The sequence below is a fragment of the Nocardia sp. NPDC004278 genome, from assembly GCF_053602975.1.
The window spans coordinates 62,221-80,969 of sequence record NZ_JBSGEQ010000006.1 but is presented as its reverse complement, the minus strand read 5'-3'; the positions used below and the strand labels follow the sequence as shown (position 1 = coordinate 80,969).

16 protein-coding genes and 2 pseudogenes are annotated in these 18,749 nt (G+C 66.9%); 9 read left to right on the top strand and 9 right to left on the bottom strand.

The window, feature by feature from the left end; all coding sequences use genetic code 11:
• Window positions 1-130 precede the first annotated feature (130 nt).
• Window positions 131-1,759: a GMC oxidoreductase gene (locus ACWEO2_RS11395; RefSeq protein ID WP_452405202.1), complete on the top strand. Its 1,629-nt coding sequence runs from the start codon at window positions 131-133 to the stop codon at window positions 1,757-1,759.
• Between the two features lie 60 nt (window positions 1,760-1,819).
• Here ACWEO2_RS11395 and ACWEO2_RS11390 read toward each other — a convergent pair whose 3' ends face one another.
• From ACWEO2_RS11390 to ACWEO2_RS11380, 3 genes are read right to left on the bottom strand one after another with little or no spacing between them, the layout of a single operon-like run.
• Complete coding sequence (locus ACWEO2_RS11390) at window positions 1,820-2,170, bottom strand: VOC family protein (protein ID WP_452405201.1); 351 nt, start codon at window positions 2,168-2,170, stop codon at window positions 1,820-1,822.
• Between the two features lie 16 nt (window positions 2,171-2,186).
• A complete protein-coding gene (locus ACWEO2_RS11385) occupies window positions 2,187-3,002 on the bottom strand; it encodes a MerR family transcriptional regulator (RefSeq protein WP_452405200.1) in 816 nt (271 codons plus the stop codon).
• A 46-nt stretch (window positions 3,003-3,048) separates the two neighbouring features.
• Window positions 3,049-3,660 carry a hypothetical protein gene (locus ACWEO2_RS11380; protein WP_452405199.1) on the bottom strand — a complete coding sequence of 204 codons (612 nt, stop codon included), beginning with the start codon at window positions 3,658-3,660 and terminating at the stop codon, window positions 3,049-3,051.
• 181 nt (window positions 3,661-3,841) lie between these two features.
• Between ACWEO2_RS11380 and ACWEO2_RS11375 the strand changes: the two genes are divergently transcribed.
• From ACWEO2_RS11375 to ACWEO2_RS11365, 3 genes are read left to right on the top strand one after another with little or no spacing between them, the layout of a single operon-like run.
• Window positions 3,842-4,174 (top strand): YbaB/EbfC family nucleoid-associated protein, encoded by a 333-nt coding sequence (locus ACWEO2_RS11375; RefSeq protein WP_452405198.1) that lies wholly within the window; start codon window positions 3,842-3,844, stop codon window positions 4,172-4,174.
• 13 nt (window positions 4,175-4,187) lie between these two features.
• Entirely contained in the window at window positions 4,188-4,796 is a 609-nt protein-coding gene (gene recR / locus ACWEO2_RS11370; RefSeq protein ID WP_354954554.1) for a recombination mediator RecR, read from the top strand.
• A 43-nt stretch (window positions 4,797-4,839) separates the two neighbouring features.
• Window positions 4,840-5,463, top strand: coding sequence for a LysE family translocator (locus ACWEO2_RS11365; RefSeq protein WP_452405197.1), 624 nt, complete (start codon window positions 4,840-4,842; stop codon window positions 5,461-5,463).
• 3 nt (window positions 5,464-5,466) lie between these two features.
• Here the strand turns inward: ACWEO2_RS11365 and ACWEO2_RS11360 are convergent, their stop codons facing one another.
• Together ACWEO2_RS11360 and ACWEO2_RS11355 are read right to left on the bottom strand one after the other, a co-directional pair.
• Window positions 5,467-6,111 carry a hypothetical protein gene (locus ACWEO2_RS11360; protein WP_452405196.1) on the bottom strand — a complete coding sequence of 215 codons (645 nt, stop codon included), beginning with the start codon at window positions 6,109-6,111 and terminating at the stop codon, window positions 5,467-5,469.
• A 53-nt stretch (window positions 6,112-6,164) separates the two neighbouring features.
• Window positions 6,165-6,374, bottom strand: coding sequence for a hypothetical protein (locus ACWEO2_RS11355; protein ID WP_452405195.1), 210 nt, complete (start codon window positions 6,372-6,374; stop codon window positions 6,165-6,167).
• A gap of 164 nt (window positions 6,375-6,538) precedes the next feature.
• Between ACWEO2_RS11355 and ACWEO2_RS11350 the strand changes: the two are divergent.
• From ACWEO2_RS11350 to ACWEO2_RS11330, 5 genes and pseudogenes are all read left to right on the top strand, one after another.
• Window positions 6,539-7,810 (top strand): annotated as a pseudogene (locus ACWEO2_RS11350) (transglutaminase family protein); the annotation flags it as partial.
• 108 nt (window positions 7,811-7,918) lie between these two features.
• A pseudogene (locus ACWEO2_RS11345) lies at window positions 7,919-10,120 on the top strand (transglutaminase family protein); the annotation flags it as partial.
• Between the two features lie 72 nt (window positions 10,121-10,192).
• Window positions 10,193-13,111: a circularly permuted type 2 ATP-grasp protein gene (locus tag ACWEO2_RS11340; protein WP_452405424.1), complete on the top strand. Its 2,919-nt coding sequence runs from the start codon at window positions 10,193-10,195 to the stop codon at window positions 13,109-13,111.
• Entirely contained in the window at window positions 13,108-14,022 is a 915-nt protein-coding gene (locus ACWEO2_RS11335) for a transglutaminase family protein (RefSeq protein WP_452405194.1), read from the top strand. Before ACWEO2_RS11340 ends, ACWEO2_RS11335 begins: the two co-directional genes overlap by 4 nt.
• A gap of 4 nt (window positions 14,023-14,026) precedes the next feature.
• A complete protein-coding gene (locus ACWEO2_RS11330) occupies window positions 14,027-15,172 on the top strand; it encodes a zinc-binding metallopeptidase family protein (protein WP_452405193.1) in 1,146 nt (381 codons plus the stop codon).
• 46 nt (window positions 15,173-15,218) lie between these two features.
• On the opposite strand, the gene ACWEO2_RS11325 is transcribed toward ACWEO2_RS11330, so the two are convergent.
• The 4 genes from ACWEO2_RS11325 to ACWEO2_RS11310 form a co-directional block, all read right to left on the bottom strand.
• Window positions 15,219-15,644, bottom strand: coding sequence for a hypothetical protein (locus ACWEO2_RS11325; protein WP_355183609.1), 426 nt, complete (start codon window positions 15,642-15,644; stop codon window positions 15,219-15,221).
• Between the two features lie 103 nt (window positions 15,645-15,747).
• On the bottom strand, window positions 15,748-16,623 hold the full coding sequence (locus tag ACWEO2_RS11320) for a DUF2637 domain-containing protein (protein WP_452405192.1): 876 nt from the start codon (window positions 16,621-16,623) through the stop codon (window positions 15,748-15,750).
• Between the two features lie 155 nt (window positions 16,624-16,778).
• Window positions 16,779-17,501, bottom strand: coding sequence for a type 1 glutamine amidotransferase (locus ACWEO2_RS11315; RefSeq protein ID WP_452405191.1), 723 nt, complete (start codon window positions 17,499-17,501; stop codon window positions 16,779-16,781).
• Window positions 17,498-18,733, bottom strand: a complete 1,236-nt coding sequence (locus ACWEO2_RS11310) for a MurT ligase domain-containing protein (RefSeq protein ID WP_452405190.1) — start codon at window positions 18,731-18,733, stop codon at window positions 17,498-17,500. Before ACWEO2_RS11310 ends, ACWEO2_RS11315 begins: the two co-directional genes overlap by 4 nt.
• Window positions 18,734-18,749: the final 16 nt, after the last annotated feature.

Sequence of the window (18,749 nt, the reverse complement as noted above, 5' to 3'; positions counted from 1 at the left end):
TTGCCGCGGTCCGGCTGCTATCCCTCGACGACTCCTCCGCCTGTAACCGTGTTTTCGAACGCTCCCCCAAAAGGGTTAACTTCGGGCCCCGGAGGTGATGGAGCGACGTTCAGATCAGGTGAGGGGCACCATGGACAGACGCGGTTTCATTAAGGGCACTGGCCTGGCCGCGATGACGGGTCTTGCGGGTGGCAGCACGCTTGCGGCGGCCGCGTCGGCGGCACGGGCCGAAGACTTCAGCCCGAGCCCGATTGCGCCGGTGTACCGCATGTTGGTGCCGGAGATCTTCGCACCGCTGCCGGATCCGGCCGATCATGTGCCCGCGATCGTCATCGGTTCGGGGTTCGGGGGCGCGATCACCGCGCTGCGCCTGGCGGAGGCCGGAGTCCAGGTCGCGGTGCTCGAGCGCGGGTCGCGCTGGCCGAACGATCCGTGGCGCGACATCTTCTGCGGCGACACGATTCCGGATGGCCGTGGCTTCTGGCATTGCACCACCTTTACCGGCGCGAACAGGATTCCGGTGCAGTTCGATGCGTTCGGCGGGGTTCTCGACATTTGCTGTTACCCGGGCATGGACGTGTGGCGCGGTGCGTGTGTGGGCGGTGGCTCGGTGGTGTTCACCGGGGTGATGATCGAGCCGGAGCAGCGGTTCTTCGACCAAGTGTTCCGCGGTGTGGTCGACTACCGCGAGATGCACGAGGTCTACTACCCCAGGGTCCGAGAGATGTTGCGGCTGAGCCCGATACCGGATGACATCTATGACTCTTGGGCGTTCGCGCATTCGCGGGCCTGGGACGACCAGGTCCGCGCGGCCGGGCATACGCCGCAGCGCATCGACAGCAGTTGGAATTGGAACATCATCCGCGACGAGCTGGCCGGACGGTCGCTGCCGTCGGCGACGATCGGCCGTTCGAACCTGGGCAATTCCAACGGCGCGAAGTTCGATCTGAACCAGAACTATCTGCGCTATGCCGAGGGCACCGGCTGTGCCCAGATTTATCCCGGCCATCGCGTGGATGCCATCGCCGAGGAACCGGGTCGCTATGCCCTCACCGTTACCAAACTCGCCCCTACCGGCGAGATGCTGCGCACCCGGACGCTGACCTGCGACATGCTGTTCCTCGCCGCGGGCTCCGTCGGCACTTCCGAGCTGCTGGTGCGCGCGCAGGCGACCGGCGCGCTGCCGAACCTGAATGAGCACATCGGCGAAGGCTGGGGCGGCAACGGCGACGTCGTTTTGGCGCGGTCGGCCAGCTCGCCGGTCGTGGGTACCCAGGGCGCCGCGTCCGTTAGCCGGATCCTGGACGAGGCGGGCGCACCCGTATCACTGGAGAACTGGTTCGTCCCCGGTGTGACGCCCCTCGATATCGGTATTCTCGGATCGTTGGGCATGGTGCTCGACGACACCCGCGGCCGGTTCGTCTACAACCCGGCCGACGGGCGCGTGAACCTGCAGTGGCCGGACAACGGCGCGGCCGGCTACCTCGCGCGAGCGCGGGAAGTCAACGAGCAGGTGGGCGTGCCCGGCATGCCCGCCCGACCGGCTTGGGAGGCGAACGCCTCGTTCACCCCACATCCGTTGGGCGGTGCGGTGATCGGACGCGCGACAGATCGCTACGGCCGGGTTTCCGGGCATCGAGGCCTGTACGTCATGGACGGGGCGGCCGTGCCCGGCAGCACCGGAACAGTGAACCCGTCGCTGACGATCAGCGCGCTGGCCGAGCGCAATATCGCAGAGATCATTCGTTCTGGGCGGTAGTCGACGGGACGTCGGAATCCGGACACCAGAGTCCGACCGCTGGATGCGGCTACCCGTCGATCAACTGGCCGCGATATCGAACAGGTTGCCCTCCGGATCGGCCAGCGTTACCCACTGCGCGCCGTATTCGTCGAAGTCGCCGATGTGCTTGGCACCCAGGCCGATCGCGCGATCGATCTGCTCGCGCCAGTCGGCGGCCTTCAGGTCCAGGTGGATCACATTCTTGCCGGGCGTCTTATCCGGCACCTGGATGAACATCAGCACCGGCGAAATCCCTTCGGCCATACCGACGGTGGCGAACTCGGGGCTCGCGTTCGCATCCAGCGGCCGATCCAATAGCTCGGACCAGAAACCGGCCAGCGCGGCCGCATCGGCGCAATCGAAGGTGATGTGCCCGATGGTGAGTGTCATTGTGGTTCTCCCTATTTCAGAGCTGACCGATGGGCCAGCAGACTTCGGTGCGGTAGGCGGTGGGATCGTCGATTTCGCCGGGGCCGAGGACATAGAGCTCCCGGACCGGTTCGGCCAGTGCGGTGTCGTGTTCGGCGACATGGCTGCCGAGGGCGCCGTAGGTGCGGTCGAAATCGTCGAAGGGGCCAGAGTGCACGGCCACGGCGAAGCGGCGCGCGGGCAGTTCGATGATCGAGAGTTCCTCCGGCACTGCGATATCGGCCGCGGCCGGGATCGGGACGAAGGCGGCGACCTCACCCTCGTCGTCGGCGAAGAATTCCATCGAATAGGTTGCGCCGTCGACACCGGTGGGCGCGATATTCGTCGCGGCCAGTGTCTCGTGCAGGAGCGGATACGTGGCCGCGCACCAGTCCCCGAGTGCGTCCCTGGTGACCGATTCGACGCGGGCGAGCGCCGGGAAGGCCGGGATCGATCGGTATTCGACGGTGATCGGCGCAGACGGTGTCAGCAGCAACCGCAGCGATGCCACCACCGACCGCGTGCGCTGCAACTCCGCTTCCATGCGCGCCAGATGGGCGCGCAGTGCCGTGTCCCGGGATTCGGTATCCGAGGCGGCCAGGACCGCCTTGATCTCGGGCAGCGGCATATCCAGCCCGCGCAGCCGCCGGATCAGATGGGCCTGCGCGACCTGATCGATCGAATAGCGCCGATATCCCGATCCGGCGTCGATGGCGACGGGTTCGAGCAGTTCGACCTCGTGGTAGTACCGCAGCGTTTTCACACTGAGGTAGGTCAGCCGGGCGAACTCCCCGATGGAGACTGTCGCTGTCATGTCTCCAGCGAACACCCTCCAGTGAGGGGAGAGTCAAATAACCGCACTAGTAGGTCAGCGCGAAGGTCAGCAGCAGGGTGGTCTGGAAATAGCCGCGCCACCAGGAGTAGCCGAACCACACATTGGGCGTGATCTCGCGGATCTCGTCGTAGACCGGTGGTGTCGGTGAGGGGTCGTAGTTCAGCGCCCAGGCCGGTCCGCCATCGGAGAGTGCGGGGGCGGTGTAGACGTCGGCCTTCCAGGCCTCTAGGCCCGCGCTGGTGACCCGGTTCACCAGAAAGCCACCGTCGGGGCCGGTATAGAAGGTCTTGCCGATCCACAGTGACGGGGCCACCGCCTGCATGACCGGTGGCCGGGTGACCCAGCCGTTGGTCACGCCGATCGGCACATTGCCGCGCGGGGCGTCGTGGAAGATCGCGTCCTGCTGCACTGCCGAGCAGCGGAATCGGAGCGAATCGATGGTGGCCGTCGGGTTGTCGGGGTAGAGTACGCAGCCGCCGCCGTAGTCCAGCGCGGTGTTGACGACACCCGAATCGACGACATCGGAATCGGGGACGCCCGAGTCGGCGGCGGCGGGGCTCGCGACCCCGAGGAGCACACTGGGGAAGCCCAAGGAAAGCGCCAGGGTGCTGATGAAAAGAACTCGGTTCGCATTCATAGCTGTCTCCAGAAATCACCACACCCGACCCAAATCGATGGTAGGCATGGCGGCCCTGCGCCGCATTCGTTGAAGATCCAATCGTTACCCGGCCGTCGGTCGGGCACCGGGCTCCGGACGGACGGCCCGCAGCGGCGCCCACTACGCTGGACGGCGACACTTTCCGCAGAGAGGACAAGCCGTGCAGCCCGGTGGTCAGTTCGATATGCAGCAGTTACTCGCCCAGGCGCAGCAGATGCAGCAGGCGGTGATGCAGGCCCAGGCCGAGATCGCGGCGACCGAAGTGGAGGGTCAGGCCGGTGGCGGCCTGGTCAAGGTCACGATCAAGGCGACCGGCGAGGTCGTCACGCTGGCGATCGACCCGAAGATCGTCGATCCCGACGATGTCGAGGGTCTGCAGGATCTGGTGATCGGCGCGGTCAACGACGCCATGTCCAATGCGCAGCAGCTGGCCGCCGAGCGGCTCGGTCCGTTGGCCGGTGGCGGGGCGCTGCCCGGTCTGCCCGACTTCTGATCCGAGGACGTCTTTGTACGAGGGCCCGGTCCAGGATCTGATCGACGAGTTGGGAAAGCTGCCCGGCGTCGGTCCGAAGAGTGCGCAGCGCATCGCATTTCATCTGCTCCAGGTGGAGCCGCCGGAAATCGACCGGCTGCAGGCCGCTTTGCAGAAGGTGCGCGACGGCGTGCAGTTCTGCATTGTCTGCGGCACGGTCTCGGATAACGAAATGTGCCGCATCTGTTCGGATCCGCGCCGCGACCGCACCATGATCTGTGTGGTCGAGGAGCCCAAGGATGTGCAGGCCATCGAGCGCACCCGGGAATTCCGCGGCCGCTATCACGTGCTCGGCGGCGCGCTCGACCCGCTCAGCGGCATCGGACCGGACCAGCTGCGCATTCGAGAACTGTTGGCGCGCATCGGCAATCAGGAGGACGGCGTCGATGTCGCCGAGGTGATCATCGCGACCGACCCGAATACCGAGGGCGAGGCGACGGCCACCTACCTGGTGCGAATGCTGCGCGATTTTCCGGGTCTTTCGGTGACGCGATTGGCTTCCGGCCTGCCGATGGGCGGCGATCTCGAATTCGCCGACGAGCTCACGCTCGGCCGCGCGCTATCGGGTCGGCGCACACTGTAAATCGGGGTTTGCGCCCGACCGAACACGCGTTACTGTGTCGGGGATGAGCATCGAGTTCTTGTTGACCACGCTCGTCATCGTTGCCACCCCCGGAACCGGCGTGCTGTTCACACTGGCGGCCGGACTGTCCCGGGGGACAAGAGCCAGCGTGACCGCGGCCTTCGGCTGCACGCTCGGCATCATTCCGCACATGGTCGCGGCCGTGACCGGACTGGCCGCACTGCTCAACGCGAGTGCCGTCGCCTTTCAGACACTGAAATATCTCGGTGTCGCCTATCTGCTGTACATGGCGTGGAATACATTCCGGGACAAGGGCGCGCTCGCCGTACCGGAGGAACAGACCGGAACCCATGGTGCGCCCTCGGCGCGGCAGGTGATCACCTCGGCGGTGCTGCTCAATATTCTCAACCCGAAGCTGACGATCTTCTTCTTCGCCTTCCTGCCCCAGTTCGTGCCGAACAGCGCGCCGAATGCGCTGGCGCGCATGCTCGAACTGAGCGGGCTGTTCATGCTCGCCACCTTCGTGGTGTTCGCGGTGTACGGAGCGTGCGCAGCCGCCGTGCGCAACCACGTGATATCGCGACCCGCGGTAGTCACGTGGATGCGCCGGATCTTCGGGGCCTCCTTCATTGCCCTCGCCGGTCGACTGGCCGTGCAGAACCAGTAACCGTCACAGGGTGATTCGGCTCCAGGGCAGGGCTTGCAGGCGGCTGCGGTCGTCGATGGCCCAATCCCAGATCAGCTCCGCCACGATCTGCGGGTCGGTGACGGTCACGCCGAAGTGCTTGTCCGGGGCGCCATCTCGATATTCGAGGGTGAAGGTCCCGGACTTGTCGCGGTAGGTCTGGATGTAGATCTGCTCGTCGCGTTCGACGACCAGATAGGGATTCGGCGGGGCCAGCTCGGCGATCCACTGGTCGGTCAGCGCCTTCGTCACATAGGGGAATTCACCGGCGCCACCATGGGTGACCAGTGCGGGCACATGTCCGGCCGGATCGAACAACCAGGCCAGCTGCGGATCGTAGACGGCGTAGTTCAGCGGCGTCGCGATCTCGAACAGCAGGTGCCGGACGAATCCGATCGCGTCGTACGGGCACGGAACGGGCAGCACCGCACCGGTCGCCGCGCCGCCGACCGGAACGGTGCTCAGGAAACCGTCCTGTTCGGGTAGTTCGGCATTGCGTCTGTTCAGCTCCGCCGCCATCGCCGCGACCGCTTCCGTCTCGGGTCTACCCTGCTGGGTGGCCAGATACGCGTCGACCTGCGCGATCGTCGTGGCGGCACCGGACGGCAACAAGACGTGGTCGTAACTCACCAGCCCAGCCTACGGGGGCGCGATCGCAGCAAGTTCGGCGCAGCCGGGTGTGTTCAGGCGGTGCTTGCGGTATCCCGGGTCGGTGCGGTGCAGGTGCAGCCCCCGGCAACGTCGGCGCAATCGATGACCAAGCTGTGTCGGGCGTGGTCGAAATCGATGCAGTCGGCGTCGGTGCATTCGGTGATTCGGGCGGGGTGAACGATCAGGGTGCCGTGGCAGTGGTCGATGGCGAATTCGCAGGACGGACAGTTCGGCGCACGCATATGACCTCCAGACGAGATCGGTTCGTGAATCGGTCATAGCACCCACCCGCACGGACCGGTGGGAGGTCGGGCGCGTGTCGCGCGACGGCATCGGGACAGTGGCTGTCCGGAAACCGACTGCTCATGCCGCACCACACCCGGCCAGGGTGTGGTGAACTTGCTGCATGGGCATCAAGGTGTCGCTCGAACACCGGACGACCTACACCTTCGACCGGCTGGTGGCGGTCCATCCCCACGTGGTGCGACTGCGACCGGCGCCGCATTCGCGGACCAGGATCGAGGCCTACTCGATGCGGGTCACCCCGGACGATCACTTCTGCAACTGGCAGCAGGACGCATTCGGAAATTTCCTTGCTCGGCTGGTCTTTCCGAATCCGGCGCGGGAGCTGTCGATCACCGTTGGGCTGATCGCGGATCTCGAGGTGATCAACCCGTTCGACTTCTTCGTCGAGGACTACGCCGAGCATTTCCCGTTCGCCTACGGCCGGGAACTGGTCGCGGATCTGGAGCAATATCTGCGGCCGGTGGATGAATCCGAACCCGGTTGCGGCCCCGGTGCGCTGGTCCGGGATTGGGTGCGCGCGCATACGCCGACCGATCGGCCGCGCACCATCGACTTCCTGGTCGCGGTCAATCATGCGCTGCGCAATGACGTCGGCTACACGATTCGGATGGAGCCGGGCGTGCAATCGCCGGACCATACGCTGCGCGTCGCGATCGGGTCGTGCCGCGATTCGGCCTGGCTGCTGGTGTCGATCCTGCGCGAATTCGGGTTGGCGGCGCGGTTCGTCTCCGGATATCTGGTGCAGTTGGCCCAGGACGTGCCCTCGCTCGACGGGCCGTCGGGCCCGCCCGCCGACTTCACCGATCTGCACGCCTGGACCGAGGTGTATCTGCCCGGCGCGGGGTGGGTCGGGATGGACCCGACCTCGGGCCTGTTCGCGGGGGAGGGCCACATACCGCTGGCCGCGACACCGCATCCGAGCTCGTCGGCCCCGATCACCGGGGCGACCGGGCGCACCGAGGCGACCATGGATTTCGCCAATACGGTGCGCCGGGTGCACGAGGATCCGCGAACCACATTGCCCTACACCGCATCCCAGTGGGAGCGGATCACCGCGGCCGGTGCGGTGGTGGACGAGCGCATGGCCGCGATGGATATCGGGTTGACCATCGGCGGTGAGCCGACCTTCGTCTCGATCGATGACCAGACCGGCCCGGAATGGACCACCGAACCCGACGGTAGGCACAAACGGGAGCGAGCCGTCGATCTCGCCGATCGCCTGCGCCGCATCTACGCGCCGACCGGGATCGTCCAATACCGGCAGGGCAAGTGGTATCCGGGAGAACCGTTGCCGCGCTGGGAGATCGCGGTTGCCTGGCGTGCCGACGGGGAACCGGTCTGGACGCGCCAGGATCTGCTGACCGATCCGTGGCTGCCGCCCAAGCTGGTCGCCGTGGTGCCGGAGGGGCATGGCGTTGGCGTCGAGCCGATGGCCGAGCATGCCGGGAGCGTGGCCCGGCAGCAGGTGGATGCGGCCGGTGATTCGGCCGCTGGCGTCGAGAATCCTACTGGGGCACAGCACCTTTCGGATTCGTCGCCCGCGTCGGCCGGAAATGGCAACGGTGCGGTGACCGCGGACGATGCGGCGGTCCGGCGTACGCAATGGCCGATGCGTGCCGATGCGGAGTCGGCGCGCGCTTTGATCGCACATGTCGCCGCGGGTCTCGGCCTCCCGGATACCCAGGTGCGCCCCGCCTTCGAGGACCCGCTGGCCCGGCTGGCGGGCAGTGTCCGTGCGCCGCAGGGGGATCCGGTGGATCCGAGCGATGATCTGGAACCGGGTCAGGATTCGGCGCAGGCTCGCAAGGAGCTGCTGGCGCGGCTCGACGATCCGGTGACCGCGCCCGTCGCGTATGTGCTTTCGCTGTATCGGCGTGCGGACGGATCCGGGTGGGCCAGTGCCGACTGGCGGATGCGTCGCGGCAAGTCACCCGACCAGCCGGAGGGGCGAATCGTATTGTCGGAGGGCGATTCGCCCGCCGGATTGCGGTTACCGCTGGATACCATCTCCTGGCAGCCGCCGCGGCCACGGCCCGACAGCGACCCGCTGTTCATGGGACCGCTGCGGGCCCAACGCACCGAACCACCCGCGGTGGTGGCGGACGCGGACTGGGAGCCGACCACCGCACTCGTCGGTGAGGTGCGCAATGGCAGGTTGCACGTCTTCCTGCCGCCGTTGGAGCAACTCGACGACTTCCTCGATCTGCTCCGGCGCGTCGAGGCCGCCACGATCGCGCTGGGACAGCCGGTGGTACTCGAGGGCTACGCCCCGCCCGTCGATGCCAGGCTGCGCACCCTTTCGGTGACGCCGGACCCCGGCGTTATCGAGGTGAATGTGCAGCCGAGCGCGTCCTTCGCCGAACAGTCCGACCTGCTCTCGACGCTGTACGAGCAGGCGAGGCTGGCCCGGCTGAGCACCGAATCCTTCGATGTGGACGGTACGCACAGCGGGACCGGCGGCGGCAATCACATCACCCTCGGTGGGGTGACCCCCGCGCGGTCACCGCTGCTGCGCCGTCCGGATCTGCTGGTGTCGATGCTGACGTACTGGCAGCGGCATCCGTCGCTGTCGTATCTGTTCGCCGGTCGGTTCGTCGGGCCGACCTCGCAGGCCCCTCGGGTGGACGAGGGGCGCGAGGACGCACTGTACGAATTGGAGATCGCCTTCGCCGAAATCGCGAGGTTGAGCAAGCATTCGGATGGGCGGTCCGCGCCATGGCATATCGATCGGGCGCTGCGGCATCTGCTCACCGATCTCACCGGCAATACCCACCGCGCCGAATTCTGCGTCGACAAGCTGTACAGCCCGGAAACCGCAAGGGGCAGACTGGGATTGGTCGAGCTGCGCGGTTTCGAGATGCCGCCGCATTTCCAGATGGCGCTGGTGCAGTCGCTGCTGGTTCGCGGCCTGGTCGCGCGATTCTGGTCGGAGCCGTTGCGGGCCAGGCTGATTCGACACGGTGCGAATCTGCACGGCCGCTATCTGCTGCCGCATTTCCTGATGACCGATATCGCCGATGTCGCCGCCGACCTGCGCGCGCACGGTATCGATTTCGACACCTCCTGGCTCGACCCGTTCACCGAATTCCGCTTCCCACGCATCGGCACCGTGGTGCTCGGCGATGTCGAACTCGAACTGCGCGGCGCGATCGAGCCGTGGAACACCCTCGGCGAGCAGACCGCGGCGACCGGCACCGCCCGCTATGTCGACTCCTCGGTGGAGCGGCTGCAGGTGCGGGTGGTCGGCGCGGACCGGGACCGCTTCGTGGTGACCTGCAATGGGATGCCGGTGCCGCTGCTGGCCACCGATAAGGCCGACGTCCAGGTGGCCGGGGTGCGCTATCGCGCATGGCAGCCACCCAACTCGCTGCACCCGTCGATCACCGTCGACGCGCCGCTCGTCTTCGATCTCATCGACGCCGAGACCGGGCTGTCCCGCGGCGGCTGCACGTATCACGTCTCACATCCGGGCGGCATGGCCTTCGACGAGCCGCCGGTCAACGCGGTGGTCGCGCAATCGCGCCGCAACCGCAGGTTCGAGGCGGCCGGGCACACCACGGCCCGGGTCGACCTGGGGGAACTACGTGCGAAGATGACAGCACAGTCCACTGATATCGGAGCGCCGGGCATTCTCGATCTGCGCCGGGCGCGGACGGTGTGGGGACTGGTCAGCGATCGGTAAGGCGAGGTCGGACATGTGTCCGCGGCGCACTGGACAACGTCTGACAGGGGAAGCGAGGTCGGCGCGGTGACTATGCGCGACGAGGCGCGCGGCTCGGGCGCCCGGGAATCCGGCGCGCGGGGGGAGTCGACGCCGCCGAATGCCGGACGTCTCGGCGTGCGCGAGCAGATCGCCGAACAGTTCGCCATATACCGCGCCGAGGGGGCCGATAGCGGGTCCTTCGACGAATGCGGTCGACCGATGGGCGGCCACTACGACGAATTGGTCGATGCCAACGGCGGTGTGCGGCATATCTGGTCGGAGCTGTCCGCCGACTTCGTCGAGTTGGGCACGAGCGGACTCGGGCGGCTGGACAGCCGGGTGCGCAGGCTGATCGATGACGATGGCATCTACTACACCGAAGTGGGCGCGGCGGGCGAACCGGCCCCGCCGACGGCCTGGCGCCTGGATCCCATTCCGCTGCTGGTGTCCGCGGACGACTGGACCCGGCTCGAGGCCGGACTGGTGCAGCGCTCACGGGTGCTCGACGAGGTGCTCACCGATATTTACGGCGCGCGCCGCACCATCACCACCGGCCTGCTGCCGCCGGAATTGGTATTCGGCAACCGCGGATATGTGCGGGCTGCGCACGGCATCACGATTCCCGGACGGCATCAGCTGTTCCTGCACGCCTGCGATCTGAGCCGGTGGAGTGACGGACAGTTCCGGGTGATCGCGGACTGGGCACAGGCCCCGTCGGGCGCCGGCTACGCGCTGGCCGACCGCCGGGTGGTGTCGACGGCGATTCCGGAGGCCTTCGAGCGCTCCAATCCCCGGCCGTTGACACCGTTCGCCAGGGCCATGCGGTTGATGTTGATCGAATCCGCGCCGATGGCCGATGACGAGGATCCGGTCGTGGTGGTGCTGAGTCCAGGTGTGCACTCCGAAACCGCCTTCGATCAGGCCCATCTGGCCTCGACACTGGGTTTTCCGCTGGTGGAGAGCGCGGATCTGGTGGTGCGCGACGGCGCGCTGTGGATGCGCTCGCTCGGCACCTTGAAGCGGGTCGATGTGGTGCTGCGCCGGGTGGACGCCGAATTCTCCGATCCGCTGGATCTGCGGCCGGATTCGCGGCTCGGGGTGGTCGGCCTGGTGGAGGTGCTGCGGCGCGGTGCGGTGACCGTGGTCAATACCCTCGGCAGCGGGCTGCTGGAGAATCCGGCGCTGGCCGGATTCCTGCCCCGGATATCGCGGGCCCTGCTCGGCGAGGAGTTGGCGTTGGAGAGCGCGCCGACCTACTGGGGCGGCCACGACAGCGAACGCTCGCATCTGATCGCCAATCTGGATCGGCTGATCATCCGTTCGGCGGTCGACGGGGCGACGCTGTTCGGGCCGGAACTGTCCAATGCCCAGCGCGCCGAACTCGCCACCCGGATCGAGGACAGCGGCTGGCAGTGGGTCGGGCAGGAGCCGGCGCAGTTCTCGGTCGCACCTGCCGTCCAGGGGTATGGCGGGCTGGCCTCGGCTCCGGTCGGTATGCGGCTGTTCTCGCTGGCCCGGCGCGGCGGCTATACCGCGATGGAGGGTGGTCTGGGGCAGTTGCGTCAGCGGTTGTTGCCCGAGCGAGTGGTCATCAAGGTTGGCGCCAAGGACATTTGGGTCCGCGCGGCTCCCACCGCCGTCGCCGCGATCGGCACCGAACTCGCGCACGAGGAACGCGAACGCCGTGCCCCCGCACTCGAACCGGTCAGCTCACCCCGCGTGCTCAATGACCTGTTCTGGATGGGCCGCTACAGCGAACGCGCCGAAGCCGTGGTGCGCCTGCTGATCGCGACCCACATCCGCTATCAGGACTACCGCTACCAGCCGTGGCTGGAAGGCGCCGACGCGTTGCCTGCGCTCATGGCCGCCCTGGCCCGCACCACCGGTACCTCGGCGCCACTGAGTGAGCTGCCCGGCGGTGTACACGGGCCCGCTGTGGTGGCGAAGATCGAGCCGAGTTCTGCTGTGGGAGTGACAGGTTCGGGTGCGGCGCGGTCACAGGCGGCGGGCGCGCCCGGTACGGAACCTACTTCGGGGTCCGAACAACATCCGGATGAACCGAGGCCCGAGTCCAGCGCTGGTGAATCCGAGCCAGCTGGGACGAATGATGTTGCCGCAGGGGCGGATACGGATCAGGCTGCTGCCGCTGAGCAGGTTGTGCCGGGGGCGGGCCGAGAGGGGCACGACTATCTGGTGGAATTGACCGTCGATCGGTATATGTCCGGTTCGATGGCCTTCGCGATCGATCGGTACGGGTCGGCGGCGCGGGCCGTGCGGGACCAGTTGTCGGCCGATACCTGGATGATCCTGGGTTCGATGGAACGGGCGCTGTCCGAATATCGATTCACCGGCGACGATCAGGAGTCGGCACTGTCGGCGGTGCATTCGCTGTCACTGGCGGCGCTGCTGTCACTGTCCGGAATCGGTGCCGAATCGTTGGTGCGCGATACCGGTTGGTATGTCATGGATATCGGCAAGCGCATCGAACGGGGGCTGTCGCTGACCGCATTGCTGGCGGCCGCGCTGACGAAGACCTATCCGGTGGCGGCCGAGCGCGTGGTCACCGAAGCGGTGCTGGAGGCCACCGAATCATCGGTGAGTTACCGTCGGCGGTACCGGGATTCGGTGCGGGTATCGGCCGTGGCCGGACTGCTGCTCTTCGATGCGAGCAACCCGCGTTCGCTGGCCTATCAACTCGATCAGCTCGAGGCCGACTTCCAGGCGCTGCCCGGCGCGTCGGGATCCGCACGCCCGCAACGGTTACTTGCCGACGCACAGCGCATGCTGAGCCGCGTCGACCCGGCCGATCTGGATAGCACCGACGCCGAGGGCAGGCGTACCGAACTGGCCGAGCTGCTGGAGGGTGTGCACTTGCGGTTGCGCAAGGTCTCCGAATCGTTCGAGACGACGAGACTGGCCCTGCCGGTTGGTATCCAGCCGCTGTGGGGTAGCACGAGGGTCGTTGGATGATGGCGCCCAATGACGCGGTCCGGCGCTATCGGATCGAGCATCGCACTAATTACAAATATTCCGACGAGGTCAGCAGCTCCTACGGTCGCGCGTATCTGACGCCGCGGGAGTTTCCCGGGCAGCGCCTGCTCGCCCACGAGATCCATATCGATCCGATGCCATCGGACCGGTCGATCGGCACCGACGTGTACGGCAACACCACCTCGTATTTCCATGTCACGGCAGAACATACGAAGCTGGTGGTCATCGGTGCCTCGACGGTCGAGGTGCAGGTACCGGACCGGAGCGCGATCAGCGCGACCGACAAACCGTGGGAGCAGGCGCGTCCGAACACCGCGAACGGCCCATTGGTGGTCGAATTCACCCTCGACCTGCATCCGCCCGAAATCACCGCCGAGGTCACCGCATACGCCGCCGAATCTCTGACCCCCGGTCGGCCACTGCTGGCCGCGGTGACCGAACTCAATACCCGCATCTACCGGGACTTCACCTACAAGTCCGGCTCGACGACGGTATCCACCAAGGTCGCCGACGTCTTCGCGGTCCGTGCGGGCGTCTGCCAGGACTTCGCCAGAATCGGTGTCGCCTGCCTGCGCTCACACGGCCTCGCTGCGCGCTATGTATCCGGTTATCTGGCAACCGATCCGCCGCCCGGTAAGGAGCGCATGATCGGCGCGGATGCGACGCACGCCTGGTCGGCGGTGTGGATGCCCGGTGATACCGCGCACGACCGGACCGGTCACTGGATCGGCTTCGACCCGACCAATGACCAGCTCGCCGACGAGCGGTACGTAACCGTCGCCTGGGGCCGCGATTACGCCGATGTGCCGCCGCTGCGTGGCATCATCTATACCGACGCCAAGGAGAGCTCCATCACCGTATCCGTCGACGTCGCGCCGGTGGAGGTGTAGCGAAATGCGCGATTTCACCTGCCCGAACTGTGGACAGCAGTTGGCCTTCGAGAACTCCGTATGCCTGTCCTGTTTCAGCCCACTGGGTTTCAGTCTCGCCGACCGCGCGCTGGTGGTGATCGGCGATCCGCCCGGTGACGCGGCGGTGGACCGGTCGGCCGGGGTTGTCGATCGCGAGCGCTTCCGTCTCTGCGACAACCTGCATGTGGCGGAGTGCAATTGGCTGGTGCCGCTACCGGGCGAGTCGGGCGTCTCGGCCGGTGCGGTCGAGCCGCCGCCCGGGACCGAATCCGGTGCGGCACCCAATGCCTGGCAGAGCACCGCCACACCGGCACCCGATGACACTGGGGGACCGCGACTTTGCGAGTCCTGCCGCCTGACCCGGACCCGGCCCAATGATCTCGACGCCGCGGGTATGCAGGCCTTCGCCGAAGCCGAGGCGGCCAAGCGACGATTGATCATGGAACTGGTCGAACTGGGTCTGCCGATCGTCGGTCGCGATAGGAATCCGCAGACCGGCCTGGCCTTCGATCTGCTCTCCAGCGCCACCGACCACGTCATCACCGGCCATGAGAACGGTGTGATCACGGTGGATCTGGCCGAGGCCAATGACCCCCATCGCGAACAGTTGCGCATCGAAATGGATGAGCCCTACCGCACCCTGCTCGGCCACTTCCGCCACGAGATCGGCCACTACTACTTCGACGTGCTGATCGCCGATGACGATGCCGGGCAACGCTTCCGGAACCTGTTCGGCGATCCGAACGCGGACTACCAAGCGGCCTTGGACCGCCACTACGCCGAGGGCGCGCCGGCGGGCTGGGAGATCAACTACGTCTCGTCCTACGCCAGCATGCACGCCGCCGAGGACTGGGCCGAAACCTTCGCCCACTACCTGCACATCCGCGACACCCTCGACACCGCGGCCGCTTTCGGGTTCGCTCCGGCGGGCGCCACGCTGGACCGGCCCCAGGTGGGCCGCGCCGGCTTCGACCGCATCATCGACCTCTGGCTCCCACTGGCCTGGTCACTCAATATGGTGAACCGCTCCATGGGTCACGACGACCTCTACCCCTTCGTCCTGCCCGACCCGGTGCTGGAGAAAATGCGGCTGGTCCACGACCTCTGTGCCACTGCCGACCCCCGCTGACCGCGCGCACCGTGCGCGCGCGGTTCTACGCCGTGCTGCGCGCTACCTAGCCGACGCCATTGGTCGCGATCATATGTTCCGCAATGCCTTCCGGTGCCCACTGGTTTTGCGCCAGCGCCTCGTATACGCAGACGAGTAGCAGAATCCGGGCCCGCTGTCCGGCCGTCAATTCGGTATCCAAATAGGATTCCTGGGCTCGCAGGCCGGTGCCGGATGCCCGGCGCGGGCTCGGCTCCGATAGCAGCCAGAACAGCTCCGGCCCGATCAAAATGGAGCGTCCGCCGGTTTCGGTGAACCACCGGGACGAGTATTCGATCATCAGCTCGGTGAATGCTTCGCCGTTGTTGACCGATTCGGCGAACTGGTTCAATGCGCCCGATCGATCGATACCGCTCTGGATCACCGACGCGAGTCGGCCTGCGATCTCCCGGAATTGATCTATGCCCTGGTCTTGCCAAACGTGGAAAGCCATCGTTTCTCCATCGACGTGTCCGATTGTGGCTGGAGCAGTTCGAGCAGGGTGAGCAGCTCAGGCGCGGTCTACCGCCCAGACGAGCGGTCCGCTCTCGCCTGTGCTAGATGGGGTCGATCTTGGTCTGGCCGTTCGGCCCGGCGGTCGCGAACGTCGGCGTGATTCGCGGCGATGCCGAGTGGACGGTCCCGGGCTGTGCGCTGGTCAGCATCTTCTTGGGAGCGACGAGCAGCGGGTCGGTCGTCGCCAGGATCACGGGAATCCGCGTCGGCACGACGCGCTCGGGCGGCGGTGTCGGGTCCGAATCGTCCTCGGTGTCCCAATCCTCCGCTTCCGCTGGGTCCCAATCCTCCTCCGCCACTTCGGCTTCATCCGGTAGCGGTGCTCGGTCGTGATCCTGTTGCGCTCGGTCGAAATTCTCGTGCGGTGCCGGGGCGTGGTCCTCGTGCGGTGCCGGGTCGTGGTCCTCGTGCGTCGGGGCGGGATCCGCGGCCCGTGCCCGCTCGCGTCCGCGCCCGAACAGCATCAGGGTGAGATGCACCGCGAACAGCATCGTCAGCGGCATGCCCGCGTACAGCGACAAAGACACGGGGCTACCCCCGATTTCGCGCGCGTACTCGATATTTCCGGCAACCGAAACCAGGGTCCAGACAACGAACAGTCCCGTCGCGTACCACCAGGCCGAACTACCCCTGCGGAAGGTGGCGGTGGCGATGATCGAACCGATGACCAAGCCGTCGATGGCGATCGGCACATTCGCGGCGAGCGCCGGCGCCACCAGGTTTCGCACCGACAGGTCGTGCAATGCGGCAAACGACATTTCGAATGACGTCAGTGCGACGATGCCGGTGACGATCGCCGAGGCATGTAGCGGACGCGGCCGCCAAGCCCGTAGTCGGGTAACCAGCGACAGCCGGTAGTCCTCCGGTGCCGAATGCTCCTCGAGCCGATCCGATCTCGCTGATGTGATCGTCGCCATAGCGGGAGCGTATCGTGCATTACTCGGTATTCCGCTGAAGCCCTAGGCGAAAAGCGCCTTGTGTTGCGCCCATAGCACGCCGGGCGACCACCCGGCCACGCAGGCTGTCCCGCTGTGCGCGGAGCGATCACCCACGGCCGGCCGCGCAGCGGTGATCAGGCGCGCAGGCGTTCGCGGCGCAGTTGGTCGACCTCGGGCAGGTGCAGTGGCGGGAGTTCGTCGACGCCGAGGACGCGGCGCAGGAGCAGATCGGCGAGTTCTGGATTGCGGGCCAGGGCTGGACCGTGCATGTAGGTGCCGATGGTGGAGCCCTGGACCACACCCTCCAGGCCGTCGCCGACACCGTTGCCCACGCCGCGGGTGACGTGCGCGAGACCGGTCGCGTCGCCGCCGAGTTTGGTTCCGCCACGGTGGTTTTCGAATCCGGTGAGGGCGGCGGTGAGGCCGGGGAGCAGCGGGGTCGTGGTCACCTCGCCGATCGCGCGCTTCGGCTGCGGCGAGGTGGTGACATCGATGAGGCCGACACCGTCGACACGCTCGCCGGAGGAGGTCTCGTACCAGTGGCCGAGCACCTGGATGGCGGCGCAGATGGCAAGTACCGGAGCGCCTTTCGCGGCGGCCCGCTGCAGACCGGGGTGGCGCTGCAGATGCCGGGTGGCCAGCCGCTGCGCCGAATCCTCCGCTCCGCCAAGGGTATAGATGTCCAGTGATTCGGGAACCGGGTCGGCGAGGGTGATTTCGACGATCTCCGCGTCATGGCCGCGCATGCGCAGCCGCTGGCGCAGGACCAGCGCATTGCCGCCATCGCCGTAGGTGCCCATCACATCGGGCAACACCAAGCCGATACGTACGGTCGATTCGCTGCGCGATGCGCTCATGCCTGCTCCTCCAGATCGCGGTTGAGATCCCGGAACGCGGTGTAGTTCGCCAGCACCTCGACCCGTCCCGCCGGACAGGATGCAATGGCGCGCAACGGATCCGGCACCATGGTGTGCTCGACCCCGGCATAGGTGAGGCGCACCGCGAGGTCGGTGGCCCGCTCACCGGCGGCCACCACCTGCACGCCCTCGAAATGCTCGAACCGCACATCCCACAGCCAGGACAGATCCTCGCCGTCGGGCACCTGCCCGTTGACCGCGATCACCAGACCGGCCGAATCGGGCTCGATCATCGACAGCGCCTCCTGCCAGCCCGCCGGATTCTTCGCCAGCAGCAGCCGGGCGGCATGCTCGCCGACCTGCACGGTCCGGTAGCGGCCCGCGATCTCGCGCACCGTACCCGCCGCGGTCGCCGCTGCCGCCGGATCCGCACCGAGTGCGACCGCCGCGGCGACCGCCTGTGCGGCATTGCCCTTATTGGCCCGTCCGGGCAGCGCCAACTTCAGCGGCAGCCGGATACCGTTGGGCCCGACCAGTTCATCGCCATCGAGCCACCAATTCGGCTCGGGCCGCTCGAAATCCGTGCCGGTGCTGCGCCAGTGCGCGCCCTCCCACACGATCGGCTCACCGCTGCGCGGACAGCTCGTCGCATCCATCGACCAGCCGCTGCCCGCCGCCACCCAAACGACATTCGGATGGTCGTAGGCAATGGAGGTGACCAGCACATCGTCACAGTTGGCGATCACCACGGTCTGCGGATGCCGTGCCAGCCCCGCGCGCAGCCTGCGTTCGATCATATTGATCTCGCCGACCCGGTCCAGCTGGTCGCGGCTGAGGTTCAGCAGGACCACCACCGACGGGTTCAGCGAATCGGTGACATGCGGCAGATGCAGCTCGTCCACCTCGATCGCGGCCAGCGGTGTGCCGCGGTGTGCGCTCAGCGCGGCCACGATGCCCGCGTCCATATTCGCGCCGTCGGCCTGGGTGGCGACCTTGCCGAGTGTGCTCAGTGCGGCGGTGGTCATCCTGGTGGTGGTCGACTTGCCATTGGTGCCGGTCACCAGCACGGTGCGCCGCCCGCGGCCGAGCTGATCCATGATCGTCTTATCGATCTGCAGCGCGATGAGCCCGCCGATCATCGATCCCTTACCGCGTCCCGCCTTCTGCGAGGCCCACGACGCCGCCGCCGCTGCCCGCAGGGCGAGCCGCCCGCGCACCGTTATGTCTGCCACGCCGCGAGTCTATGTG